The sequence below is a fragment of the Bradyrhizobium sp. MI1.4 genome, from assembly GCF_055811315.1.
This window is the reverse complement of record NZ_JBVVPP010000006.1, coordinates 151,291-174,641: the sequence shown is the minus strand read 5'-3', so window position 1 is coordinate 174,641 and position 23,351 is coordinate 151,291. Positions and strand designations below refer to the sequence as shown.

The following is a 23,351-nucleotide window of genomic DNA, read 5'->3' as shown; positions in this document are numbered from 1 at the left end:
CGCGATGGGTCGGCTCACGGGCAAGGTTGCGATGGTGGTGGGTGCCGGCTCGATCGGGCCTGGTTGGGGCAACGGCAAGGCCACCGCGGTCACCTTTGCCCGCCAGGGTGCGCAGGTGTTTTGCGTCGATCGCAACGGCGCGGCCGCCGAGGAGACCGCGAAGATCATCGCGGACGAAGGCGGCCAGGCGAGCGCGTTCACGGCCGACGTCTCGCATGCGCGCGAGGTCGAGGCGATGGTCGCGGCATGCCTCAAGGCCTACGGCCGCATCGACGTGCTCGACAACAATGTCGGCATCGCCGAGATGGGCAGCGTGGTCGAAGTGACCGAGGAAAGTTGGGACCGGGTCTTCAGCGTCAACCTCAAGAGCGCCTATTTCGCCATGAAGCACGTCATCCCCGTGATGGTGAAACAGGGCGGTGGCTCGATCATCAACATCTCCTCGATCGCTTCGATCCGCCACATGGGCATCTCCTACGTCACGTACGGCACCTCGAAGGCGGCGATGAACCAGATGACCCGCACCACCGCGATCGAGTTCGCGCGCCACTATGTCCGCGTCAACGCGATCCTGCCCGGCCTGATGAAGACGCCGATGGTGGAACATTCCGCAGGTCTTGCGAACAGCTATGCCAAGGGCGATGTTGAAGCGATGTGGCGGGCGCGCGATGCGCAAGTGCCGATGGGCCACATGGGCGACGCTTTCGACGTCGCCAACGCCGCGCTGTTCCTGGCCTCGGACGAAGCGAAATATGTGACGGGCATCGAGCTCGTGGTGGACGGCGGGATCACGTGCAAGGCGGGGGCCTAGGCGTCGTTCCGTGTTCGCCGTCGTCCTGGACAAGCGAGCGTAACGAGCGCTGATCTAGGACCCATAACCCCAGGGAGAAGTTTGACGAAGGCTGGCGGCTCCGGCTACTTCAACATTCGGCATTCGGGGTAATGGGTCCTGGCTTTCGCCAGGACGACATCATTGCGCCAGCGCCAGAATCCCGCCGGCGAATGAATGCCATGCCGCCGTTTCGCTGATCGGCCAGTTCAGCACCTTCACCGCCAGCAGCGCGAGCGTGCCGGTGATGTAGACTGGATGCACTCGGCCCGCGGTGCGCCAGTCGCGTACCATGGCGACGACGAGCAGCAGCGAAGCGACCATCGCGGGCGCGATGGTGACGGGCACCGGCGGCGGCCCTGGCGGTCCCGAAGGCGCGAGGAAAGTGAGAAACCAGCGCGCGATCGCGGCATCGAGGATGGAGACCGCCGCGAGCAGCATCAGGCGTTTGTGAATCTCCGGCTTTCGCGTGTTCATGATCGCGAGCACGAATACACCAGCGAAGAACGCGATCCCGCTCATCGGCACGATCGAGAAGGCGATGCCGGCCTCTTTCTGGCCGAGCGCCGCGGAATGCTGCATCACATGGACGGAGGCGAGGAAGCCGAAGATCGTCATCGCGGTCGCGAGCGAAACGCCGGCTATGCCGAGCGCACGGTGATTGACCATGCGGCCTGAGGCGGCGAGCCACGTCTGGATCACGAAATAGAGAGACCAGGTGAAGAACAACAGGCCGTGGAAATGAATGACGGGGCTTGCGGACAATGTCCGGTTCGCGAGCGGCACAAAATAGGTCGGTGCGAAGCCGAGAAAGGCGGTGGCCGCGCAGGCCAGTGCCATGTGGAGATAGAAATATCGTGCGGGCGACGCATCTCGCGCGCGCACACGACGGTCGTCGATCAGGGTCGTCATGAGGGATGAGTCTGGAGAGGCGGCGTTTGGTTCAAACCCCTAGCCACCTGTGCAGGGTGCTTGTCGGGATGACGAAAATCTAACCCCCCGCGCTCAGTTCCGCGCGATCGAGCTCCTCCTCGACCCTGTGAAACGCGTCGTCACCGATCACCTCGGTGGCCCGGAGGTCGAAGATCGATTTTCGCGCGGCTTCGATGGCGCGGCGGCGCAGCGGATCGGCGGGCAATTCGCCGTTGGTGATGCCACCATGGGGATCGTCGTCGGCCTGCATCAGGATGGCACGATATTCGAGCCGCAGGATTTCGGCTTCCTCCGACGGATCGTCCTCGATCGCGTCGAGCGCCGCGCGATAGGCGACGGCGCGGGCGCGCGCGACCTCGATGCCGACGGGATCGTCGTCCTTGAGGCCGAACGCCAGGATCAGCGGCCGCAAGGTCAGGCCCTGCACGACCAGCGTGCCGAGCACGACCGCAAACGCCGAGAAGACGATGAAGTCACGATGCGGAAAGTTTTCCGGCAAGGCAAAGGCGGTGGCGAGCGTGACGAGGCCGCGCATGCCACACCAGGAGATGATGAGGCCGCCCTTGGCGGAGGCGACCTGCTTCGGATCCTTGGGGTGATAGATCCCGTGCGCCACCAGCGTGCGTAGCGTCGTGCGGTAGAGCGTGACCCAGGCCAACCGGACCAGGACCACGGTGAGCAGGATCCAGGCGGCGGCCAGGCAATAGTCCCAGCGCACGTCCGCGTCCAGCCGCGTCCAGATCGGTCGCATCTGCATGCCGATCAGCATGAACGCGAGCACGTTGAGCACGAACACCATCGTATCCCACACCGCGTAGGACGGCACCCGCAACCGCGCCGGCATGCGAGCGGGTGCAGCGCGTGCCATCGTGATGGCGTACACGACGATGGTGAGGATGCCGGAGAGGCCGAGATGTTCAGCGCCGATCCAGACCATGAAGGTAGTGGCGAATTGCATGATGATCGAACTGGGAGCCTCCGTGATCTGCACGATCACCAGTGGCATGACTCGCGCGGCGAGATAGCCGGCAACGACGCTGCCGACCAGCGCCAGAGCCATGGTTGGCGCGACCTGGCTCCATGCCAGATGCTCGGTGGCGATCGCTCCGACGGCGATGCGATAGATCAGGAGCGCGGTCGCGTCGTTGAGCAGGCTCTCGCCTTCCAGGACCTTCACCATGCGGTGAGGCAGCTTCACCTGGCTCAGGATCGCGACCGCGGCGGCCGCGTCCGGCGGGGCCACGATGGCGCCGAGCGCAACCGCGGCGGCCCAGGGCATATCAGGCATCAGCCGGTGCGCGACGTAGGCCACAGCGGCCGTGGTCAAGCCGACCGCGGCGACGACGAGGGTGGAGACCGGAACCCAATTGTTGCGGAGATCGCGCAGCGAGGTGTCGAAGGCGGCATCGAGCAGGACCGGTGCGACAAAAAGAGCCAACGCCAGGTCGGGCTCCAGCGTCCAGGACGGGCTCGACGGCACAAAGGCGATCAGTGCGCCCCCGATTGCGAGAAAGGTCGGGTAGGGGACCTTGATCCGCCGCGCCAGCGCCGATAATGCAACGGCGCCGAGCAGAAGCACGATGATCCATTCGAATGTCGACACGTTGATCCCCGAACCCGATTTGAGCGGCGCCACAAGCTAGCACCAATCCGGTCGTATGATGGATGATGCAGCCCCAAGGCAAGACCTCAAGGCGGACCTTAACTCAAGACTTTCCAACTGTGGCGAGCATGCGTTTTCTCATTCAATGGTCCGGCGCCGGGTTGCTCTTTGCGCTCTCGTTCGTTGCGGCTCATGCTGCGACCGGCGGCGAGCCGGCCGCGGTGCCGCAGGTCGACATCGCGCCGTGCCTCGCGGCCGCCGCAGCCGACGACATTGACAAGGCCGCCACGGCCTGCGCTGCCGTGATCGACAACGAGAAGACGGCGAAAGGCGACCTGATCAGGGCGCTGATCGCGCGCGGCGGGCTTTATGCGCGGCACGACCAAGTCGACCGCGCGATCGCCGACGACAGCCGCGCGCTGGAGCTCGATTCCGGTCTTGCCGATATCTTCAACGCGCGGGGCGAGCTCTGGCTAAGGAAGGGCGACAAGCCCAAGGCGGTGCAGGATTTCGGCGCAGCGTTGAAGATCGATCCGAACCACGAGAAGGCCAAGGTCAATAACAAGGCGATGGCGCGCGAGATCGAGCGGATCGGCGCGCAGATGGCGGTCGCGGGCAAGCCCAGCTTCATTTGCAAGGGTGCGCGCCGTCCCGTCGAGAAGGCGATCTGCGCCAACCGCGAGCTCGCTGATCTCGACCGTGAGGTCTTTGCCGCCAACGCGCGCGTGTTGCGCGAAGCCCGCAATGCAGGCGAAGCGAAGGCGCTTCAGCGCGAGCAGGACGATTTCATCGCCCGCCGCAACGCCGGGTTCGGCCGGCCGGGGTACGATTTGAAGAAGGCGATGCAGGAGCGGCTGCAGCGGCTCAACGGGGTGGACGGGTATTGAGGCTCCTCGTCTCGCTCGTAAGAGCGGGACGAAGGAGGGAAGGGATCGGTGCGCCGCTGGCACGCCTCGATTTGAACCGATTCTTTGGCTGCCGCGACAATGGTGAAAGCCTGATGTCCCGGAGCCCTATGCCATGTGCGGCACGCATCCTTCCGCGCAAATGCTCTCGTTTGCAAAAATCTCGTTTCGCTCGCTCCTGCTCAGCGCGGCAATGAGCGTCGTTCTCGTCGCCTCTGCTTCGGCCGGCGTCGATTGCGTAATCGGGAGCAAGGCCGCTCCGGCTGAGCTGATCCCGGCCTGCAGCGCCATCATCGACCAGGCCTCGAATCCATCCCTCGATCGCGCCGCGGCATTGCTGGTGCGCGCCGACGCCAATGCGCGAACCTCGGGCGGCCTCACGCAGGCGCTGCGAGATATCGATCGCGCCATCGCACTCGATGGCAAGAACGCAAAAGCCTGGCGCCTGCGTGGCGATCTCCTGCGCGAGGCCGGCGGCGATCTCAACCGCGCCGCGGCGGACCTCAGCAAGGCCATCGAGCTCGATCCGCAGGATTCGGAATCTTACGAGCTGCGCGGCGTCGTCTACACCAACCAGCACCGGCTCGACCGCGCGCTTGCCGATTACGACCAGGCGATCAGGCTGAAGCCTGACAATGCACAGGCCTGGTCCGACCGCGGCGTGACCTATTATCTCGGCGGCGACAACGAGAAGGCGATCCGCGATCTCAGCGAGGCGTTGCGGCTCGATCCGAACCGGCCGCGCAGCTACACCAATCGTGGCGCCGCCTACAAGAAGCTCGGCCAGCTCGACAAGTCGGTTGCCGACGACGGCGAGGCGATCCGGCTCGATCCGAAGGTGCCCGAATATTACGATAATCGCGGGCTGGCGCTGGCCGCGATGGGGGAGTACGACAAGGCGATTGCCGATTACGATCAGGCGCTCCGGCTGGCACCGCGGCCGAATTTCTTCACAAACCGCGGCGATTCCTACCACCTCAAGGGCGAGCTTGGCGCGGCGCTGAGCGATTACGAGGCCGCGCTGAAACTGGATCCGAATTTCGCGCAGACCTACAATAACCGCGCCGTGCTCTACAAGAAGATGGGCGAACGCAGGAAGGCGCTGGCCGACTATGAGACCGCGCTGCGGCTCGATCCGGCAACGACAACGCCGCCGCCGGCCGCCGTGCCATGATCGCGGAGATTGCGAAATTCGGCGGCGAGCCGCTGCGGCCACTCGCGGCGAATTCCGGCAATGGCCCGTCGTTCGATTGTGCCACTGCGAAGCGCGAGGTTGAGAAGGTGATTTGTGCCGATCCGCAGCTGGGGGTGCTCGATCGCCAGATCGCCGAGACCTACGAGCGCGTGCTGAAATCGGCCGGGTCCCGCTTCGCCGGCGGCCTCCGTCGCACCCAGCGCGATTTCCTCACCACCCGCAATACGAGCTTCGGCCGCCCCGGCTATGATCTCAGGAAGGTCATGCAGGAGCGGCTGCAGCGGCTGAATGCGATGGATAGCTGAGCATTGTCCTTTTCAGCTTGAACCGCGGCCCGTTCCCGGGAAAATACCCCTCAAACAAGGCCGGTACTTGATCCCTGTCATGGCGGGACGTCTGTCCTGCAACAAGGTCAAGGCCAGGCGAATAAGGGAACGGGAGCGCGGGAATGAACGTCCGAGGAAACATCGACGGAAAAAGTCTCTATCACGAGGTTTATGCGCGCTCGCTGGCTGACCCCAAGGGCTTTTGGGCCGAGGTGGCCAAGGAGATCGACTGGATCGAGCCACCGAAAAAGATATTCGATCCCTCGCAAGGCGTCTACGGCCGCTGGTTCAGCGGTGGCGTCGTCAACACCTGCTACAACGCGCTTGACCGTCAGGTCGAACGCGGCCGCGCCGACCAGGTCGCGCTGATCCATGATTCGCCGCTGGCAAATAGCGTCACCAAATTCACCTACGCCGAACTGCTGGCCGAAGTGCAGGCGCTTGCCGCCATCATGCAGGATTTTGGTGTCGCCAAGGGCGATCGCGTCATCCTGTATATGCCGATGGTCCCCGAGGCCGTCGTCGCGATGCTCGCCTGCGCGCGCATTGGCGCGGTGCACTCCGTGGTGTTCGGTGGCTTTGCCGCGAAAGAGCTCGCCACCCGCATCGACGATGCGCAGCCAAAGTTGATTCTGTCGGCGAGTTGCGGCATCGAGCCCGGCCGGATCGTGCGGTACAAGCCGCTGCTCGACGAGGCGATCAGGCTTGCGGGGGCAAAGCCGAAGGCCTGCATCGTGCTGCAACGTCCGCAGCTCGTCTGCGCCCTCACGCCCGGCCGCGACTATGATTGGGCGGGCCTGCGCCGCAAGGCGATGAACGACGGCAAGAAGGCGCCTTGTGTGCCCGTCGCCGCTACCGATCCGCTCTACATCCTCTATACGTCAGGCACGACCGGCATTCCCAAGGGTGTCGTGCGCGACAATGGCGGCCATCTCGTCGCGGTGAAATGGTCCATGTTCAACCTTTATGGCGTCAAGCCGGGCGAGGTCTGGTGGTGCGGCTCCGACATCGGCTGGGTGGTCGGCCACAGCTACATCGTCTACGGCCCGCTGCTGCATGGCGCGACCTCGATCATGTATGAGGGCAAGCCGGTCGGCACGCCCGATGCCGGCGCGTTCTGGCGCGTGATCAGCGAGCACAAGGCCGTCGCCTTCTTTACTGCGCCGACCGCGTTCCGCGCGATCCGGAAAGAAGATCCGGAAGGAAAATTCATCCGGCAATACGACCTCTCGACGTTCCGCACGCTGTTCCTGGCCGGCGAGCGCGCCGATCCGCCGACGGTGGAATGGGCGGAGCAGCAGTTGAAAGTGCCTGTGATCGACCATTGGTGGCAGACCGAAACCGGCTGGTGCATCGCCGGCAATCCGGTTGGCTTAGGTCAGCTGCCGGTGAAGCACGGGTCGCCGACGGTGCCGATGCCGGGCTATCAGGTCGACGTGGTCGACGAAGCGGCAAAGCCGGTCGGTCCGAACACCATGGGTTCGATCGTCATCAAGCTTCCGATGCCGCCGGGCTGTCTGCCGACGCTGTGGAATCAGGACGAACGGTTCAAGGAAGCCTATCTCACCGAATTCCCCGGCTACTACAAAACGTCGGATGCCGGCTACAAGGACGACGACGGCTATGTCTTCGTCATGGGCCGCACCGACGACATCATCAACGTCGCCGGCCATCGGCTCTCCACCGGCGGCATGGAGGAGATCCTGGCTTCGCATCCCGATGTCGCTGAATGCGCCGTGCTCGGCGTCAAGGACGCGATCAAGGGCGAGGTGCCCTGCGGCTTCCTGGTGCTCAAGGCGGGTGTGAAACGGGCCCCGGCCGAGATCGAGAAGGAGATCGTCGCGCTGGTGCGCGACAAGCTCGGTCCCGTTGCCGCGTTCAAGCTCGCCATCACCGTCGGCCGCCTGCCCAAGACGCGATCCGGAAAGATCTTGCGCGGCACGATCAAGAAGATCGCAGATGGTGAAGCTTGGACCATGCCGGCGACGATCGAGGACCCCAAGGTGCTGGACGAGATCGGCGATGCGCTGAAGGGGCGGGTGTGAGGTTTGCAATGGGGCTTGAATAGGCCGCATTTTTCCGCTCAATCCTCATCCTGAGGAGCGCGCCTGGCGCGCGTCTCGAAGGATGAAAGGCCCCGCTGCGGCAGCTTGGCCTGCATGGTTCGAGACGCCCGCTGCGCGGGCTCCTCACCATGAGGATGAAGGGCCTGCCATGAATTCGAAGCCGTTTCTAGCGATTGCATTTGCGGGCCTCATTCTCTCCGCCTGCTCCGCGCGCTACCAGACGCCGGTGGCGATGGGCGGCGATGATGACGACGCGGTCTGCCAGAGCCGCGGCTATGCGGCCGGATCGCCCGAATACGTGGCGTGCCGCAAGGACCGCGACGTCCAGCGCAGTTCCGCGACCACCCGCGCCGACCGCCGCCAGCGCGACCTCGGCGAATACATGCTGAACCATCCGGACCGGCCATAAAGGCTGCGCTGCGCCGCTGCGCTCGCAATGACGAGGTTGCTGAAGCTTCTTGCGTCAGACTAAAAACGCGGCGAGTTTCCCCGCCGCGTTTGCATTCGATGACGACTGAAGTGGAAGGATTACTCCTCCTCCTGGTCCTGCTTCTTGCCGCCGAGCGTCTTCAGCTTGGCGAACACAGCATCGACGTTGAGATCGTCGCTGGACCTCTCCGCGGGTTCGTACTCGTCCTTCTTGGTGGTTTCTGAGGCCGGCAGCAAAGTGGCGCCGCCATAGGCTGCGTCGATCGGCTTTTCCTTCGCCGCGCGCGCGACCTCGAAATCGAGCTCGATCTGCGAGCAGAGGCCGAGGGTGACGGGATCGATCGGCGTCAGCTGGGAGGTGTTCCAGTGGGTGCGATCGCGGACACTCGCGATCGTACTCTTGGTCGTGCCGACCAGGCGCATGATCTGGGCGTCCTTGAGCTCGGGATGGTTGCGCAGCAGCCAGAGGATGGCGCTCGGGCGTTCGTGGCGGCGCGAGACCGGGGTGTAGCGCGGGCCCTTGCGCTTGGGCTGCGGCGGCAGCACCACCTTGCTCTCCTGGAGGCGGAGCCGGTAGTCCGGGTTGTTCTCGCCCTTCTCGATTTCCTCGCGGGTCAGCTGGCCATTGGAAAGGGGATCCATGCCCTTGATGCCCTGGGCGGCGTCGCCATCGGCGATCGCGCGCACCTCGAGGGGGTGCATTTTGGTGAAATCGGCGACCTGATCGAAGGTCAGCGCGGTATTGTCGAGCAGCCAGACGGCGGTCGCCTTGGGCATCAGAGGTGCGTTGCTCATGGCAAATCTCCTTTGTGCTTCGCCCACCCCTTTGGAGGCGAAACCGGTGGTCATCAGCGATGACTGGGAATTCGCGCTATATAAGCCCGGAGGGGCTAGCCACGCAATGGTTCTGCTATAGATAGTGCCTTGACAGCGCCCGAAAGGGGGCCCAATTCCCTCTGAAGTCTCTGTAAGACCGTACCCAAGCCCTGTTCATCCATCGACCGCTTCCCGCCCATTTGGCGAGGTGATTCGGTCCCGAGATCGCTCAATGTCAGCCAAACCAGACCTCAAGATCGTGCTTTGTTCTCCCCGTGGCTTCTGCGCCGGGGTGGTCCGGGCGATCGACACCGTGGAACGGGCGCTCGATAAATACGGCGCCCCCGTCTATGTTCGCCACGAGATTGTGCACAATAAATACGTCGTCGATGGGTTGAAGAAGAAGGGCGCGATCTTCGTCGAGGAACTCGCCGAGATCCCGGAAAACACCACCGCGCCGGTGGTGTTCTCGGCCCATGGCGTGCCGAAATCGGTCCCGGCCGACGCCACCTCCCGCAATTTGTTCTCGCTGGATGCGACCTGCCCCCTGGTCACCAAGGTGCACCGCGAGGCCGCGATCCATTTCAAGCGCGGCCGCGAGATCTTCCTGATCGGGCATTCCCATCATCCGGAGGTGGTGGGCACGCTCGGCCAGCTCCCGACCGGCGCCGTGACCCTGATCGAGACTGCCGAGGACGCCAAGACCATCGCCCCGAAGGACCCGAACAACCTCGCCTTCGTGACCCAGACCACGTTGTCGATCGACGACACCGCGGAGATCGTGGCGCTCCTGAAGGAACGCTTCCCGAACATCAACGGGCCGCACAAGGAAGACATCTGCTACGCCACCACCAACCGCCAGCTCGCGGTGAAGAAGGTGGCGCCGGTGGTCGACGCCCTGATCGTGGTCGGTGCGCCGAACTCGTCGAACTCGCAGCGCCTGCGCGAAGTCGCCGAACGCGAGGGTTGCCCGATCGCCGTGCTGGCGCAGCGCGCCACCGAAATCGACTGGAAGCGGTTCGAGAACATCACCAGCCTCGGCATCACCGCGGGTGCCTCGGCACCGGAAGTGATCGTCGAGGAGATCATGGACGCGTTCGCCGAGCGCTTCACGCTGCATGTGGAGACGGTCTCGGCCGCGGAAGAGAACGAGTTCTTCCCGCTGCCGCGCCAGGTGCGCCCCGAAGCCGCCGCCGAGTAGACGTTCATGGCGGTCTACACCGACGTTGCCGCCGACGAGCTTGCGGACTTCCTCAACCAATACGATCTCGGCGAGTTGCTCTCCTACAAGGGCATCGCCGAGGGCGTCGAAAATTCCAACTTCCTGCTGCATACGACCAAGGGGTCGTTCATCCTCACGCTCTATGAGAAGCGCGTGGCGAAGAACGATCTGCCGTTCTTCCTCGCGCTGATGACGCATCTTGCCGAGCACGGCGTCAACTGCCCGCTGCCGGTGAAGGGAACGGACGGCGAGGCGTTGCGCGAGCTGTCGGGCCGGTCGGCCGCGATCATCACCTTTCTCGAAGGCGTCTGGCCGCGCAAGCCGAACGCGGTCCATTGCGCCGGCGTTGGCGAGGGGCTCGCCAGGATGCATCTGGCCGGCGCGAATTTCGCGATCAGGCGTGCGAACGCGCTGTCGGTCCCGGGCTGGCGGCCGCTGTTCGATGCCGCATCACACCGGGCCGACGAGGTGCAGCCCGGCCTGCGCGCGTTCCTGAGCCAAGAGCTCGACTACCTCGAGAGCGGGGTCTGGCCGACGCTTCTGCCCGAAGGCGTGATCCACGCCGACCTCTTCAACGACAACGTCTTCTTTCTCGGCGACAAGTTGTCAGGGATCATCGACTTCACTTTCGCCTGCAATGACTGGCTCGCCTATGATGTCGCGATCTGCCTCAACGCCTGGTGCTTCGAGCCGGATCATTCCTTCAACGTCACCAAGGCGCGGGCCTTCCTCAATGCCTATGGCCGCGTGCGAAAGCTGTCCGAGCCGGAAGAGGCAGCGCTGCCGCTGCTCGCGCGCGGCGCTGCGATGCGCTTCCTGCTGACGCGGCTGGTCGACTGGCTCAACGTTCCGCCCGGCGCGCTGGTTCGGCCGAAGGATCCGCTGGAATATGTCCGCAAGCTGCGCTTCCACCAGAGCGTTTCCAGCGTGCGCGACTACGGGCTGATGCCGTCGGGGCTGGTGGCGTGAGCGAGCTTCCGATTGTCACGATCTACACCGACGGCGCCTGCTCGGGAAATCCGGGGCCCGGCGGCTGGGGCGCGATCCTGAAGTTCGGCGACAAGGAAAAAGAACTGAACGGTGGTGAGCGCCACACCACCAATAACCAGATGGAATTGATGGCGGCGATCTCCGCGTTGGAAGCGCTGAAGAAGCCGTGCACGGTCGATCTCTATACCGACAGCCAATATGTCCGTCAGGGCATTACCGGCTGGATCCACGGCTGGAAGCGCAACGGCTGGCGCACCGCCGACAAGAAGCCGGTGAAGAATGTCGAGCTATGGCAGCGCCTGGATGCCGCGCTGAAGGCCCATGACGTGCGGTGGCACTGGGTCAAAGGTCACGCAGGCCATCCCGAGAACGAACGCGCCGACCAGCTCGCGCGCGACGGGATCGTGAAGGCGCGGTTGCAGCAGAGGCTGGCGGAGTAGGCGCGCGGTCGGCGCTCCTTCCTCATGCTCCGCCGTCATCGCCCGGCTTGACCGGGCGATCCAGTACGCAGCGGCCTCTCGATTCAACAACAACTGCTCTGGAATACTGAATGCCCCGCTTTCGCGGGGCATGACAGAGTCGTTTGTGGCTGAAAGCGGCGTCTAAAGCTTACAGCTGCCCGAGCAGCGTATCGCCGCCGGACACCTCGACCTTGCCGGGCATCGCCTCGAGGTTCAGCTTCTTGACCACGCCGTCCTCGACCAGCATCGAATAGCGCTTGGAGCGGATGCCGAGACCGTTGCCGGAGGCGTCGAGCTCCATGCCGATCGACTTGGTGAAGTCGGCATTGCCGTCGGCGAGGAAGATGGCCTCGTCGCGCTGGTCGGTATCGCGCTTCCAGGCGTTCATGACGAAGGCGTCGTTGACGGAGACGATGGCGATGGTGTCGACGCCCTTGTCCTTCAGGGCGTAGGCGTTGAGGAAAATGCTCGGCAGATGCATCTTGTGGCAGGTGCCCGTATAGGCGCCGGGCACCGCGAACAGCGCCACTTTCTTGCCCTTGAAGATGTCGTCGGTGGTCTTCACCTGCGGGCCTTCGGCCGTCATCACGCGGAATTTCGCCTCGGGCAGTTTGTCGCCAGTCTGGATCGCCATCGTCAGTCTCCCTGAAAATCGGTCCCGCTTTTTAGACCGTGCGGCGGCGCTGCACAATGTTGCCGGTAGGGCAGGCGGTGAGGGCGGGACCCTTCACCGTTATGTCATCAGCCGGCGAACCCGCCGCCGTCGAGGAAGGCCTGCTCGTCCGGGGTGGTGTCGCGGCCGAGCAGATGGTTGCGGTGGGGGAAGCGGCCAAACCGCCGGATGATGTCGGCGTGCTCACGCGCGTATTTCAGATTTTCGGCATTGTCGGTGTTTTGAAACAGCGCGACGCAGTGCAATTGGTCGGGCAGGTGCTCGGAATGCATGAAGGGCAAATAGAGGAATTCGAGCAGGACCGGATCGATCCTTTGATCTGCGCCCCGCGCAATGGCGCGGCGGGCGACGTCGCGCGCCAGCGCATCGCTGGCAAAGGCCTGCGACGTGCCGCGAAACATGTTGCGCGGAAACTGGTCGAGCACGATGACGAGCGCGAGTGCGCCCTCATCGGTCGCCTCCCATGACGAGAGTTCGCCGGCGACCGCCTTCTGCCACAGCGCGAGAAAGCGGCGCCTGATCTCCGCGTCGAATGCGTCGTTGCGCTCGTACCAGGCATCGCGGCCGGCCTCGCGCCAGAAGGCGAGGATGCCGGCCGGACTGATGTTGCCGTCGTCGGTCATGAACGAAAGAGGCGCTTACGCCGCCTCCGCCTTCTTCTCGTCGCGCAGCTGCCGCCGCAGGATCTTGCCGACATTGGTCTTCGGCAGGTCGGTGCGGAATTCGATGTGCTTGGGCACCTTGTAGCCCGTCAGCTGCTCCTGGCAGAACTTGACCAGGGCCTCCGCCGTGAGGTTCGGGTCCTTCTTGACCACGAACGCCTTCACCGCCTCCCCCGACTTGGAATCGGGAATGCCGATGACGGCGCATTCGAGCACCCCGGGGTTGCTCGCGATCACTTCCTCGATCTCGTTCGGATAGACGTTGAAGCCGGAGACCAGGATCATGTCCTTCTTGCGGTCCACGATCTTGGTGTAGCCCTTCTCGTCCATGATGCCGATGTCGCCGGTGCGGAAATAGCCGTCCGCGGTCATCACCTTGGCCGTCTCCTCCGGCCTGTTCCAGTAGCCCGACATCACCTGCGGGCCCTTGGCGCAGATCTCGCCGGGCTGGCCGAGCGGCATCTCGTTGCCGTCGTCGTCGCGGATCGAGATCCAGGTCGAGGGCACGGGGATGCCGATAGTGCCGTTGAACTCCGGATTGGTCGTGGTGTTGCAGGTCAGCGTCGGAGATGTCTCCGACAGGCCGTAGCCTTCGGCGATGGAGCAGCCCGTGATGGCCTTCCACTGCTCGGCGACGGGGCGCTGCACCGCCATGCCGCCACCGTTCGAGATCTTCAGCTTGGAGAAGTCGAGCTTTTTGAAGTCGGGATGATGCATCAGGCCGTTGTAGAGCGTGTTCACGGCAGGGAAGTTGTTGACCTGGTACTTCGCCAATTCCTTGATGAAGCCCGGGATGTCGCGCGGATTGGGGATCAGGAGATTGCAGCCGCCGGCGCGCACCGCGAGAAGGTAGCAGGCTGTCAGCGCGAAGATGTGATAGAGCGGCAGCGCGCAAACGACCATGAGTTGATCGACATGCGGCGGCGCGGCCATCGCCGGCTGCAGCCAGGCGTCGTTCTGCAGGACGTTGGCGACGATGTTGCGATGAAGCAGGGTGGCGCCCTTGGACACGCCGGTGGTGCCGCCGGTATATTGCAGGAAGGCGACGTCGCCGGGTGACAGCTTCGGCTTGTTGAAGGCCAGAGAGCGGCCGGCGGAGATCGCGTCGTTGAAGGACACCGCGCCCGGCAGCGACCATGCCGGCACCATCTTCTTGACGCGGCGGACGACCAGATTGACGATCACTCCCTTGAAGCCGAGCAGGTCGCCCATGCTGCCGACGATGACGTGCTTGACTTGCGTCTTGGCGATCACCTGCTCGACGGTGTGGGCGAAGTTCTCGAGCACGATGATGGCTTCGGCGCCGGAATCCTTGAGCTGGTGCTCGAGCTCGCGCGGCGTGTAGAGCGGATTGACATTGACCACCGCGAAACCGGCGCGCAGCACGGCTGCGGTCGCGACCGGATATTGCAGCACGTTCGGCATCATGATCGCGACGCGGGCGCCGCGTTGCAGGCCGCGCCCTTGCAGATAGGACGCCATCGCCAGCGACATCTGGTCGAGGTCGCGATAGCTGATCGACTTGTCCATGCAGATGAACGCCTTGCGGTCGGCGAACTTGGCGAAGCTCTCCTCCAGGAGGTCGACCAGCGATGAATATTGCGTCGGCTCGATATCGGCGGGGACGCCGGGCGGATATTGCTTAAGCCAGATGCGCTCCATGGAAACTCCCCTCATTGACCAGAGCCCGTTGTGTCTCGGGCTTGCCTCGTTGCCGTCAGTATCGAGCCTGCCGGAACGGGTGGCAAGCGGTCGAGGCTTAGGACAAACGTCAGGGAGTGGCTACCGGAATCCTTGCAAATGGCGCTGCCGCAACTGCGAAGTGCGGCGCGGTCTCGCCTCGCGTCGGCTGTTAACTGTTGTTGGCGGGCTTGGCGGGCTTGGTCGCGGCCTTGGGCTTGGCGGGCTTGGCCGCCTCGCCGCTCACCGCAGGCTTTGCCACCGCATCGGGCTTGGCTGCGGCATGCTTGGTACCGGCCGGCTTAGCTGCGGACTTGCCGTCGGCCGGCTTTGCGGCCGCCGCCGTCTTGGCATCGGGCTTCGCCGCCGCCGTCTTGGCATCCTTCGGCTTGTCTGCCGCGTCGGGCTTTTTGGCGACGCGCGACTTCTTGCCACGCGGCTTTGGCGTGGCCTGCTGGTCGGCATCGGCCGCGACCGCCGCGATCAGGGCGGTCCCGGTGCGGGTCGGACCGGTATACACCAGCACGGGCTCGGCCGCCGCCGGGGCCGAGGCCATCAGCTCGGAGGCCTTCATCAGAGGCGGCTGAAGCCCGGCCGTGAAGAAGGTGACTTGGGCTTCGCCGCCGGTGGCCGAGGCGGACCCGGACGTGCCGCCATTGGCCGCGATCAGCGCGTCGTCATCGTCGCTGGCCGGCCGCTTGCGATGGCCGCCGCACATGTCGTCACGCAGGTTCGGCGGCGAGGCGTCGACCGGGACCAGCTTGTCAACGGTGCCGAGCGAGGGGCGGAGCCAGGTGAGATTATCTTGCGAGAAGCCGCGCTCCAGCAGCTGCGCCGCCTTCACCGCGCGCGCGGTCCCGGAGTTGGCGCCCAGCACGACGGCGATCAGCCGGCGGCCGTTGCGGGTGGCCGACGCGACGAGATTGTAGCCGGAGGCGCAGATGAAGCCGGTCTTGAAACCGTCGGCGCCGGGATAGCGGCCGATCAGCTTGTTGAAATTGCCGGTGACGCGCTTGCCGAAGCGGATTGCCGGAATGTGCACGAAGTACTCGTACTCGGGCAGGTCGCGCAGGAACGAGCGCGCGAGAATGCCAAGATCCCGCGCGGAGGTGATCTGTCCGTCGGCGGGCAGGCCGTTCGGATTGACGTAACTCGTCTGCGTCATGCCGAGCTTCTGCGCCGTGTCGTTCATCAGCGCCGAGAAACCATCGATCGAACCGCCAACGCCTTCGGCGAGCACGACGGCCATGTCGTTCGCCGATTTCACCATCATCATCTTGAGCGCGTTGTCGACGGTAAGCTGCGTTCCCGGGCGAAAGCCCATCTTCGAGGGCGACTGCGAGGCTGCCGTCGGCGAAACCGTGAGCAGTGTGTCGAGTGTGAGCTTGCCGTCCTTGACCGCCTTCAGCGTCACATAGGCGGTCATGATCTTGGTGACGGAAGCCGGATACCAGGGAATGGTCGCGTTCTCCGCCTGCAGCACCTTGCCGCTATCGGCCTCGATCAGGAGCAGCGCTTCGGCGCTCGCCGCGCGCGGCGCGAGCAACGCGGCACACGCGAGTGCCGCGGCGAACAGGTTGAACAGGGATTGACGAAGCAGCGGGCGAAGAGCGTGCACTATCCGATTCCGGTCCTTGGAGACCCGCCGGTTCCGGTCGGCTCTCGTGATCTGATGTTCGGTTCTGAAATCCAGCGCCGCCGCTTGCGGCGCCGCAAACCTATACCGGCTGGTGCGTCGGGAATAGGGGCATCAGCCGGGTATTCCGCAATGAAATGGGCCGAATTTCGACGATACGATGGGGACTTGCCAAGGCGGCTTGTTAAGGCGACTTGGCGGCCGTCGCGGCAGCCTCAGCCGCTGTCACGCTGGCCCGTGCGTTCTCCTGAACCATGAATTGAGCCCTGGCGAGGTCGGCGAAATGGCCGCCTTTGGCCACGAGTTCATCGAAAGTTCCGCTTTCGATCACGCGCCCGTTCTCGAACACCAGGATACGCGTGGCATTGCGGATGGTGGAGAGACGGTGGGCGATCACGAAGGTGGTGCGGCCCTTCATCACTTCGTCGAGAGCGGTATTCACCTTGGCCTCGGTGACGGCGTCGAGTGCGCTCGTCGCCTCGTCCAGGATCAGGATCGGCGGATCCTTCAGCAGTGCACGTGCGATCGACAGCCGCTGGCGCTCACCACCCGACAGCATCCGGCCCCGCTCGCCGGCATTGGTCTCGAAGCCGCCGCTGCGCTCGATGAATTCGAGCGCCTGCGCGCGCTCCGCCGCCTTGCGCATCTCGGCCTCGGTGGCGTCCGGCTTGCCGACGCGCAAATTCTCCGCGATCGAGCGGTTGAACAGCAGCGCCTCCTGAAAGACCACGCCGATGTTCCGCCGCAGCGATGTCAGCGTCACCCCGCGCACGTCCATGCCGTCGATCCTGATGAAGCCGGACTGCGGATCGAAGGCGCGATGCAGCAGCGCAATCGCCGTCGACTTGCCGGCGCCCGTCGCGCCGACCAGTGCGATGGTCTGGCTGGGAAGCGCGGTGAAGGAGAGGTCCTCGACCGCCGGCCGCTTGCCGTCATAGGAGAAGGTGACGTCGTTGAATTCGACGAGGCCGGAGAGCCGACCCGCATCGATCGCGTCGTGCCGGTCGTGCACCGCAGGAACCGCATCGAGCACGTTGAAGAACTCGCGCAGGCGCGGGGCTTCCATGAACACGTTGTTGATGAAGCTCACGACCTGCTCCAGCTTCTGGATCAGAAGCGTCGCGAAGCTCACGAACATGACGATCTCGCCGACAGAGGTCAGCCCCTGGTCGTGCAGCGCGATGCCGAAAGTGAAGATCGCGAGCACGGTGATCGTGGTGGAGGCGCGCGTGATGACGGTGACGAGTGCCCACCACGACAGCACCGGCATTTGCGCCGCTAGCAACTCGTCGGCGACGGAGCGCAGGCCCTTCACCTCGGATTCGACGCGGACGAAACTCTGCACCAGCGCGACGTTGCCAAGGGCGTCGGACGCGCGCGCGGAGAGCTCGCTGTAGTGCTCCTCCACCTCCATCTGCATGCCGAAGGTTCTGCGCACCACGAAGGTGGTCAGCGCGGTGAAGACGATGCAGAGCACGAACAGCAGGATTGCAAGCCGCCAGTTCAGGTAGAGCGATAGCGGCAGCAGCACCACGACCGAGAGGATCGCGGCAAAATGCTCTCGAAAGAAGCCGACCCATAACCGCCACAGCGCATCTGTGCCGTTCAGCATCACCTTCATCAACCGGCCCGAATGGGTGCCCGAATGGAAGGTCAGAGGCAGCTGCAGGATGTGCTCGAAATAGTCCGTCAGGACCGCCTGCCGCTGGCGGTGGGAGAGCCGGTCGGCCTGCAACGCTACGACCGCGCTGCAGACGATGGTGAACAGTCCGAACGCGACCCATGCAACCAGGAACGGCCAGGCCGAGTTGGAGCCTGCGACCGTCTTGCCGGAGAGCACATCGACGATCCGGCCGAACAGCACCGGTTCGGCGAATTGCGAGCCCGCAAGCAGGAGATTGACGACCGCAAGCAGCCAGCCCAGCCGTGCCTCCTTACCGAGCAGCTCGAGAACGCGGGTGTAGAGGCGGAGAATGGGCATGGGCGAGGAGCTCGGGCGGCTGGAACGGAGTGAGCGCATACTCTAATCAGGGATCGCCCGTGAGATATAGCGGAAGCTGTCGGTTTTGCTCAGTTGATCAACCGCCCTGCAACTGGCGGCAAGAACCCGCTGTCGAAGATGTCGCCCGCCGCCGGCCGGTTGCGGAATTTGAAATCCTGCCCGATCTGGTCGATCGCGCGATCCATGCGCGCCGGGTCGATGTCGCCGAGGCCGTTGCGACGGACCTCGTCCGTCAGGATGTTGTCGACGAGGACGGTGCGCAGCCGCTCCAGCTCAAGATCGCGATCGCCGCCGTCGATGCGGCTCGCGGCTTCGTCCGCCGCACGCGCCGGGTCCTTGACGGTCGCGTTGATGCCGGCGATCAATGCGCGGACGAATCCCTTCACGGTGTCCGGCTTGGCCGCGGCGAAAGCCGGGTTGACCACGACGGCAAAGCCATAGGCCTCGCAACCATAATCGGCATAGCGAAGCGCGACGAGATCGCCGCCTGGCACGCCGCGGTCGCGCAGGTTCACTGCCGAGAGATAGCTGAAGCCGGCGACGGCATCGACCTGTCCCGCGGAGAGGATCGGCTCGCGCACCGCGGCGCTGATCTTGTGGAATTTCACGTGAGCCGTGTCGATGCCGTTCTGCTGCGCCAGCGCCGGCCACAGCCGCATCGACAGATCGCTATCGGCAACGCCGACGGTTTTGCCGTCCAGGTCGGGCAGGAGGTGGATGCCGCGGCTCCTGCGGGCGACGATCGCGTAGGGCGCGCGGTTGAACAGCACGAATACCGCCTTGACCGGGGTCGCATCCTTGTCGCGGAAGCGGATCAGCTCGTTGATGTCGACGAGCGCGAGCTCGCTGTTGCCCTTGGCGACGCGCGCAAGCGCCTCCGGCGATCCGGCCGCGCTGCTGAAGGAGACGTTGAGACGTTCGGCGCCGAAGCTGCCGTCCTTGGCGGCAAGAAAGAACGGCGCCATGCTCGCATCGATCGGGCGGTCGAAGGTGAAGTGGATCGCAATGGAGGGCACGACGGTCTCGGCCGCGGTAGCATCGCGCGCAGTCAGCACCGCAAGCGAGATTGCAGCGGCCAGCAGACCGCGAAGAGCAATTGTCGTGAATTCGAACATCAGTCGCGCCGGTCCGGTGTTGTTATGGCTTGGTGACGCTCGGAGCGCCGGCTGGCGACAAGCTTGTTCGCGCCAACATGAACGGCGGATGAGCGGCGGTTGCGTCACGATCACGCAACCCCGTTCAGCTTGTGTTGGGGTTGGGGAACCCAACATGGGATGCGGGTGTTTGAGAGACACGAGCCTGTCATCAGGCACCATTCGAGGTCCCAAGGAGGGTCCAGGACATGTTTGACAGATTTTCAGGATTTGCCGGCCGTAAGGCCGTTCTCGCTACCGCCGCGGTGCTGGCGCTGACCGCAATAACCCCGACCGCTTCCTACGCGGGCGGCCGTCATTGGCATGGTGGCGGCGGTGGCGCGGCGGCTGCTGCAGCGTTTGCCGGCATCGTCGGCACCGGTCTTGCGATCGCCGCGACCCGCAACGCCTACGCCTATGACGATGGCCCCTATTATGGCGGCCCCGCCTATTACAGCGGCCCTGCCTATTACGGCGACGGCCCGTATTACGGACCCGGCCCGAACTACCAGTATCAGCGTTACGGCGGCACGGCTCCGTCGGAGCTCTGCGGCCAGGGCCACCGCACCAACTGCTACTAGTTTTGGCCACAACAAAAGGTTGACCACAAACGGGCCGTCGTGCTTGCCGCGGCGGCCCCTTTTTGGGCTCTACTATCGCGCGTTAACGTGCTGGCCATGGGTTTAGAGTAGCGTCGCGTACATGAGTGATTCGCTTGAGCGGCTATATCTGGCTGTGCTCGCGGCCAGGGACCTTGATCCGGCAACATCGCGCACAGCGCGGCTGTTTCAGCGCGGCCCGTCAAAAATGGCGAAGAAGCTGGCTGAAGAGGCCATCGAGGTCGTCATCGACGCGGTCAACGGCGATAGCGAAGCCGTGATCCGGGAAAGCGCAGATCTACTCTACAATCTGACCGTGCTCTGGGCCTCGGCCGGCGTGCGCCCCGAGGACGTCTGGCGCGAGATGACGCGGCGTGAAGACATGCTCGGCATCGCCGAGAAACTGCCGAAGTCGGCTATGAAACTGCCCAAAGTTGCGTCACCGCGTGTCGCCGCCAGGCGGCCAATCGTCGCGCTCGAAGGCCGCACCGCGCGCAAGCGCCACTAGTATTGGCACAAATCGGTCCCATCTCGGCATGGACAAATCCGTCCCATGGTGCTTCATCGCGGCGCCATGCTGAAACGTATTTACGACTGGTGCATCGACGCCGCTCACAAGCCTTACGCGCTCTGGATCATGGGCGCCGTGGCTTTCGCTGAAAGCTCCTTCTTTCCCGTCCCGCCGGACGTGATGCTGATCCCGATGTCACTGGCGCGCCCGCAACGCGCCTGGGTCTATGCGGCGATCTGCACTGCGACGTCGGTGCTGGGTGGCCTTCTGGGCTACGCTATCGGTGCGCTGCTCTTCGACTCGGTCGGCCATTGGCTGATCGAAGTCTATGGCCTCGGCGGCAAGGTCGACGCCTTCCGCGCCTCCTATGCCGAATGGGGCGCCGTGATCATCCTGCTCAAGGGCCTCACGCCGATCCCCTACAAGCTCGTGACCATCACGTCCGGCTTTGCCGGCTACAATCTCGGGCTCTTCATCCTGTGCTCGATCGTGGCGCGTGGCGGGCGCTTCTTTATCGTGGCGATCCTGCTAAACCGCTACGGCGACTGGATCCGGATCAAGATCGAGAAGCATCTCGGATTGGTGGTGGCAATCGGCGCCGCGGTGCTCGTGCTCGGCTTTGTCGTCGCAATCAAATTGATCTAACGCCCAAGGCGCTTTGCCACCGCGCCTCGTTCGGCTACGGTTGCCGCCATGATGCTTCGATCCGGCAATCCGGTCCTGCGACTGGGCACGCTGACATTTGCGGCGCTTTCGGTCCTGCTCGCTGCCGGCGGTACCGGATGGCCGCAATCCGCACCGCCGGCGCTCGGCTTGCAGGAGCAAGGACCGCAGGCCGCACCGGCGCCCTCGACAGCTCCTTCGTCGCCGCCGGCGCACGAGGAAAACCCCGGGCTGATCAACGAAATGGGCAAGCTGTTCGAAAAGCTGCCCTCGATCCTGCCGCCGATCAAAAGCCCGAGCGAGACCATGAACGATTTGTCGCGCCTGGCGAAGCCGTCGACCATGGTGTCGGGACGCGTGGCCTGTCCGGCCTCGTCGAACGGCGCGCCCGACTGCAAGCTCGCCGCCGACAAACTCTGCCAGAGCAAGGGCTACACGGAAGGCAAGAGCCTGAATGCCGACTCCGCGGAAAAGTGCTCGGCCAAGGTTCTGATCCCGGGCAGGCAACGCAAACCGGATGACTGCCGCACTGATACCTTCGTCACCAGCGCGCTGTGCCAGAACTGAGGACGTCGCGCGAGCAAGCAAGGAGCGCCCATGAGCCGCACGGAGCAGGACTTCCTCGGACAGCGTGAGATCGCCGACGACATCTATTACGGCGTCCAGACCATCCGCGGGAAGGAGAACTTCCACATCACCGGCATTCCGATGAACCAGGAGCCTTACTTCGTGAAGGCGCTTGGTTACGTCAAGAAGGCCGCCGCCATGGCCAACCGCGATCTCGGCGCGGTGGACACCAAAGTCGCGGAAGCCATCATCGTGGGCTGCGATCGCGTCATCGCCGGCGATATGATGGACCAGTTCGTCACCGACTTCATCCAGGGCGGGGCCGGCACCTCCACCAACATGAACGCCAACGAGGTGATCGCCAATCTCGCGCTGGAATCGCTCGGCTTTGCCAAGGGCGACTACCAGCACGTCAGCCCCAACGATCACGTCAATTACGGCCAGTCCACCAACGACACCTATCCGACCGCCTTTCGGCTGGCGCTGATCCTGCGGCTCGAGAGCTACATGACGGCGCTGCGTCAGCTCCAGGAGGCGTTCTTCGCCAAGGGCAGGGAGTTCGAGCGCGTGCTGAAGATGGGCCGCACCCATTTGCAGGACGCGGTGCCGATGTCGCTCGGCGCCGAATTCCGCGGCTGGGGCACCACCATGGGCGAGGAGGTCGATCGAATCTCCGAGGCCCGCGCGCTGCTGCGCGAGATCAATCTCGGCGCCACCGCGATCGGCACCTCCGTCACCGCGGCGCACGGCTATCCCAAGCTCGCGGTCCGGCATCTGAGCGCGCTCACCGGCGTCGACTTCATCCTAGCAGGCGATCTCGTGGAGGCGACGTCGGATACAGGCGCCTATGTGCAACTCTCCGGCGTGCTCAAGCGCACCGCGAGCAAGCTGACCAAGATCTGCAACGACATCCGCCTGCTCGCCTCGGGCCCGCGTGCCGGCTTCAACGAGATCAACCTGCCGCAGCTTCAGCCGGGCTCCTCGATCATGCCCGGCAAGGTCAATCCTGTCATCCCCGAGGTCGTCAACCAGACCAGCTTCCTCGTGATCGGGCTCGACACCACCGTGACGCTCGCGGCGTCCGCGGGTCAGCTCCAGCTCAATGTGATGGAGCCGGTGATCTCGTTCGCGCTGTTCTTCTCGATCCGCACCATGGAGCGCGCGGTCAACAGCCTGCGTGAGAATTGCGTCGTCGGCATCACTGCCAACGAGGAGCACACCCGCAACATGGTGCTGAATTCGCTCGGTATCGTCACGGTGCTGAAGCCGCTGCTCGGCTACAAGGACTGCGCCGAGATCGCGCGCGAGGGCTACAAGAGCGGCAAGTCGCTGCATCAGATCGTCGTCGTCGAGCGCAAGCTGCTGACCCAGGAGAAATGGGACGAGATGTTCTCGTTCGAGCGGCTGATCAATCCGGATTTGCTTGCGTGATGTCGTCGGTCCGCGCTGA

Annotated in this window: 21 protein-coding genes and 1 pseudogene; 13 read left to right on the top strand and 9 right to left on the bottom strand. The window is 64.3% G+C overall.

Features of this window, described 5'->3' with window-relative positions:
• Nucleotides 1–4 precede the first annotated feature (4 nt).
• Nucleotides 5–811: an SDR family NAD(P)-dependent oxidoreductase gene (locus AC0L23_RS09555; RefSeq protein ID WP_085361122.1), complete on the top strand. Its 807-nt coding sequence runs from the start codon at nucleotides 5–7 to the stop codon at nucleotides 809–811.
• A 159-nt stretch (nucleotides 812–970) separates the two neighbouring features.
• Here AC0L23_RS09555 and AC0L23_RS09550 read toward each other — a convergent pair whose 3' ends face one another.
• Both AC0L23_RS09550 and AC0L23_RS09545 read right to left on the bottom strand, forming a co-directional pair.
• The gene (locus tag AC0L23_RS09550) at nucleotides 971–1,741 is read right to left on the bottom strand and encodes a hypothetical protein (protein WP_018453130.1); all 771 of its coding nucleotides are present in this window, start codon (nucleotides 1,739–1,741) and stop codon (nucleotides 971–973) included.
• A gap of 79 nt (nucleotides 1,742–1,820) precedes the next feature.
• The gene (locus tag AC0L23_RS09545; protein WP_085361121.1) at nucleotides 1,821–3,398 is read right to left on the bottom strand and encodes a cation:proton antiporter; all 1,578 of its coding nucleotides are present in this window, start codon (nucleotides 3,396–3,398) and stop codon (nucleotides 1,821–1,823) included.
• A gap of 95 nt (nucleotides 3,399–3,493) precedes the next feature.
• Here AC0L23_RS09545 and AC0L23_RS09540 point away from each other — a divergent pair, with 95 nt between their 5' ends.
• From AC0L23_RS09540 to AC0L23_RS09525, 4 genes and pseudogenes are all read left to right on the top strand, one after another.
• Complete coding sequence (locus AC0L23_RS09540) at nucleotides 3,494–4,252, top strand: tetratricopeptide repeat protein (protein WP_085384261.1); 759 nt, start codon at nucleotides 3,494–3,496, stop codon at nucleotides 4,250–4,252.
• A 133-nt stretch (nucleotides 4,253–4,385) separates the two neighbouring features.
• Nucleotides 4,386–5,770 (top strand): annotated as a pseudogene (locus tag AC0L23_RS09535) (tetratricopeptide repeat protein).
• 143 nt (nucleotides 5,771–5,913) lie between these two features.
• Entirely contained in the window at nucleotides 5,914–7,836 is a 1,923-nt protein-coding gene (locus tag AC0L23_RS09530; RefSeq protein ID WP_085361119.1) for a propionyl-CoA synthetase, read from the top strand.
• 169 nt (nucleotides 7,837–8,005) lie between these two features.
• The gene (locus AC0L23_RS09525; protein WP_018453135.1) at nucleotides 8,006–8,266 is read left to right on the top strand and encodes a hypothetical protein; all 261 of its coding nucleotides are present in this window, start codon (nucleotides 8,006–8,008) and stop codon (nucleotides 8,264–8,266) included.
• Between the two features lie 119 nt (nucleotides 8,267–8,385).
• Here AC0L23_RS09525 and AC0L23_RS09520 read toward each other — a convergent pair whose 3' ends face one another.
• Complete coding sequence (locus AC0L23_RS09520) at nucleotides 8,386–9,081, bottom strand: DUF1013 domain-containing protein (protein ID WP_007597507.1); 696 nt, start codon at nucleotides 9,079–9,081, stop codon at nucleotides 8,386–8,388.
• 253 nt (nucleotides 9,082–9,334) lie between these two features.
• On the opposite strand from AC0L23_RS09520, the gene ispH reads away from it, so the two are divergent.
• From ispH to rnhA, 3 genes are read left to right on the top strand one after another with little or no spacing between them, the layout of a single operon-like run.
• Entirely contained in the window at nucleotides 9,335–10,303 is a 969-nt protein-coding gene (ispH, locus tag AC0L23_RS09515; RefSeq protein WP_007597506.1) for a 4-hydroxy-3-methylbut-2-enyl diphosphate reductase, read from the top strand.
• Nucleotides 10,304–10,309: 6 nt separating this feature from the next.
• The gene (locus AC0L23_RS09510; RefSeq protein ID WP_018453137.1) at nucleotides 10,310–11,293 is read left to right on the top strand and encodes a homoserine kinase; all 984 of its coding nucleotides are present in this window, start codon (nucleotides 10,310–10,312) and stop codon (nucleotides 11,291–11,293) included.
• A complete protein-coding gene (gene rnhA, locus AC0L23_RS09505) occupies nucleotides 11,290–11,754 on the top strand; it encodes a ribonuclease HI (RefSeq protein ID WP_018453138.1) in 465 nt (154 codons plus the stop codon). Before AC0L23_RS09510 ends, rnhA begins: the two co-directional genes overlap by 4 nt.
• Nucleotides 11,755–11,923: 169 nt before the next feature.
• Here the strand turns inward: rnhA and AC0L23_RS09500 are convergent, their stop codons facing one another.
• The 6 genes from AC0L23_RS09500 to AC0L23_RS09475 all read right to left on the bottom strand — a co-directional run bounded on the left by AC0L23_RS09500 (nucleotide 11,924) and on the right by AC0L23_RS09475 (nucleotide 19,543).
• Nucleotides 11,924–12,409 (bottom strand): peroxiredoxin, encoded by a 486-nt coding sequence (locus tag AC0L23_RS09500; protein WP_085361118.1) that lies wholly within the window; start codon nucleotides 12,407–12,409, stop codon nucleotides 11,924–11,926.
• Between the two features lie 107 nt (nucleotides 12,410–12,516).
• Nucleotides 12,517–13,071 carry a DUF924 family protein gene (locus AC0L23_RS09495; RefSeq protein ID WP_018453140.1) on the bottom strand — a complete coding sequence of 185 codons (555 nt, stop codon included), beginning with the start codon at nucleotides 13,069–13,071 and terminating at the stop codon, nucleotides 12,517–12,519.
• 15 nt (nucleotides 13,072–13,086) lie between these two features.
• Nucleotides 13,087–14,772 (bottom strand): long-chain fatty acid--CoA ligase, encoded by a 1,686-nt coding sequence (locus AC0L23_RS09490; RefSeq protein ID WP_018453141.1) that lies wholly within the window; start codon nucleotides 14,770–14,772, stop codon nucleotides 13,087–13,089.
• A 190-nt stretch (nucleotides 14,773–14,962) separates the two neighbouring features.
• On the bottom strand, nucleotides 14,963–16,408 hold the full coding sequence (locus AC0L23_RS09485; RefSeq protein WP_085361117.1) for a D-alanyl-D-alanine carboxypeptidase family protein: 1,446 nt from the start codon (nucleotides 16,406–16,408) through the stop codon (nucleotides 14,963–14,965).
• A 202-nt stretch (nucleotides 16,409–16,610) separates the two neighbouring features.
• A complete protein-coding gene (locus AC0L23_RS09480; protein WP_018453143.1) occupies nucleotides 16,611–18,407 on the bottom strand; it encodes a glucan ABC transporter ATP-binding protein/ permease in 1,797 nt (598 codons plus the stop codon).
• A gap of 89 nt (nucleotides 18,408–18,496) precedes the next feature.
• Nucleotides 18,497–19,543 carry an ABC transporter substrate-binding protein gene (locus tag AC0L23_RS09475; protein WP_018453144.1) on the bottom strand — a complete coding sequence of 349 codons (1,047 nt, stop codon included), beginning with the start codon at nucleotides 19,541–19,543 and terminating at the stop codon, nucleotides 18,497–18,499.
• A gap of 227 nt (nucleotides 19,544–19,770) precedes the next feature.
• Here AC0L23_RS09475 and AC0L23_RS09470 point away from each other — a divergent pair, with 227 nt between their 5' ends.
• The 5 genes from AC0L23_RS09470 (at nucleotide 19,771) to AC0L23_RS09450 (ending at nucleotide 23,332) form a co-directional block, all read left to right on the top strand.
• Nucleotides 19,771–20,142 (top strand): hypothetical protein, encoded by a 372-nt coding sequence (locus AC0L23_RS09470; RefSeq protein WP_018453145.1) that lies wholly within the window; start codon nucleotides 19,771–19,773, stop codon nucleotides 20,140–20,142.
• 121 nt (nucleotides 20,143–20,263) lie between these two features.
• Complete coding sequence (hisE, locus tag AC0L23_RS09465; protein ID WP_007597487.1) at nucleotides 20,264–20,668, top strand: phosphoribosyl-ATP diphosphatase; 405 nt, start codon at nucleotides 20,264–20,266, stop codon at nucleotides 20,666–20,668.
• Between the two features lie 45 nt (nucleotides 20,669–20,713).
• Nucleotides 20,714–21,316 carry a YqaA family protein gene (locus AC0L23_RS09460; RefSeq protein WP_085385485.1) on the top strand — a complete coding sequence of 201 codons (603 nt, stop codon included), beginning with the start codon at nucleotides 20,714–20,716 and terminating at the stop codon, nucleotides 21,314–21,316.
• A 48-nt stretch (nucleotides 21,317–21,364) separates the two neighbouring features.
• A complete protein-coding gene (locus AC0L23_RS09455; RefSeq protein ID WP_018453147.1) occupies nucleotides 21,365–21,901 on the top strand; it encodes a hypothetical protein in 537 nt (178 codons plus the stop codon).
• 30 nt (nucleotides 21,902–21,931) lie between these two features.
• Nucleotides 21,932–23,332, top strand: a complete 1,401-nt coding sequence (locus AC0L23_RS09450) for an aspartate ammonia-lyase (protein ID WP_085361116.1) — start codon at nucleotides 21,932–21,934, stop codon at nucleotides 23,330–23,332.
• The last annotated feature ends 19 nt before the right edge of the window (nucleotides 23,333–23,351 follow it).

What these genes read in the sequence shown, in the direction of transcription:
- AC0L23_RS09490 (WP_018453141.1), bottom strand. Translation starts at nt 14,772, where the DNA reads ATGGAGCGCATCTGGCTTAAGCAATATCCGCCCGGCGTCCCCGCCGAT.
- AC0L23_RS09495 (WP_018453140.1), bottom strand. Translation starts at nt 13,071, where the DNA reads ATGACCGACGACGGCAACATCAGTCCGGCCGGCATCCTCGCCTTCTGG.
- AC0L23_RS09470 (WP_018453145.1), top strand. Translation starts at nt 19,771, where the DNA reads ATGTTTGACAGATTTTCAGGATTTGCCGGCCGTAAGGCCGTTCTCGCT.
- AC0L23_RS09480 (WP_018453143.1), bottom strand. Translation starts at nt 18,407, where the DNA reads ATGCCCATTCTCCGCCTCTACACCCGCGTTCTCGAGCTGCTCGGTAAG.
- ispH (WP_007597506.1), top strand. Translation starts at nt 9,335, where the DNA reads ATGTCAGCCAAACCAGACCTCAAGATCGTGCTTTGTTCTCCCCGTGGC.
- AC0L23_RS09460 (WP_085385485.1), top strand. Translation starts at nt 20,714, where the DNA reads ATGGTGCTTCATCGCGGCGCCATGCTGAAACGTATTTACGACTGGTGC.
- AC0L23_RS09525 (WP_018453135.1), top strand. Translation starts at nt 8,006, where the DNA reads ATGAATTCGAAGCCGTTTCTAGCGATTGCATTTGCGGGCCTCATTCTC.
- AC0L23_RS09475 (WP_018453144.1), bottom strand. Translation starts at nt 19,543, where the DNA reads ATGTTCGAATTCACGACAATTGCTCTTCGCGGTCTGCTGGCCGCTGCA.
- AC0L23_RS09520 (WP_007597507.1), bottom strand. Translation starts at nt 9,081, where the DNA reads ATGAGCAACGCACCTCTGATGCCCAAGGCGACCGCCGTCTGGCTGCTC.
- AC0L23_RS09530 (WP_085361119.1), top strand. Translation starts at nt 5,914, where the DNA reads ATGAACGTCCGAGGAAACATCGACGGAAAAAGTCTCTATCACGAGGTT.
- AC0L23_RS09450 (WP_085361116.1), top strand. Translation starts at nt 21,932, where the DNA reads ATGAGCCGCACGGAGCAGGACTTCCTCGGACAGCGTGAGATCGCCGAC.
- AC0L23_RS09540 (WP_085384261.1), top strand. Translation starts at nt 3,494, where the DNA reads ATGCGTTTTCTCATTCAATGGTCCGGCGCCGGGTTGCTCTTTGCGCTC.
- AC0L23_RS09510 (WP_018453137.1), top strand. Translation starts at nt 10,310, where the DNA reads ATGGCGGTCTACACCGACGTTGCCGCCGACGAGCTTGCGGACTTCCTC.
- hisE (WP_007597487.1), top strand. Translation starts at nt 20,264, where the DNA reads ATGAGTGATTCGCTTGAGCGGCTATATCTGGCTGTGCTCGCGGCCAGG.
- AC0L23_RS09555 (WP_085361122.1), top strand. Translation starts at nt 5, where the DNA reads ATGGGTCGGCTCACGGGCAAGGTTGCGATGGTGGTGGGTGCCGGCTCG.
- AC0L23_RS09550 (WP_018453130.1), bottom strand. Translation starts at nt 1,741, where the DNA reads ATGACGACCCTGATCGACGACCGTCGTGTGCGCGCGCGAGATGCGTCG.
- AC0L23_RS09455 (WP_018453147.1), top strand. Translation starts at nt 21,365, where the DNA reads ATGATGCTTCGATCCGGCAATCCGGTCCTGCGACTGGGCACGCTGACA.
- AC0L23_RS09500 (WP_085361118.1), bottom strand. Translation starts at nt 12,409, where the DNA reads ATGGCGATCCAGACTGGCGACAAACTGCCCGAGGCGAAATTCCGCGTG.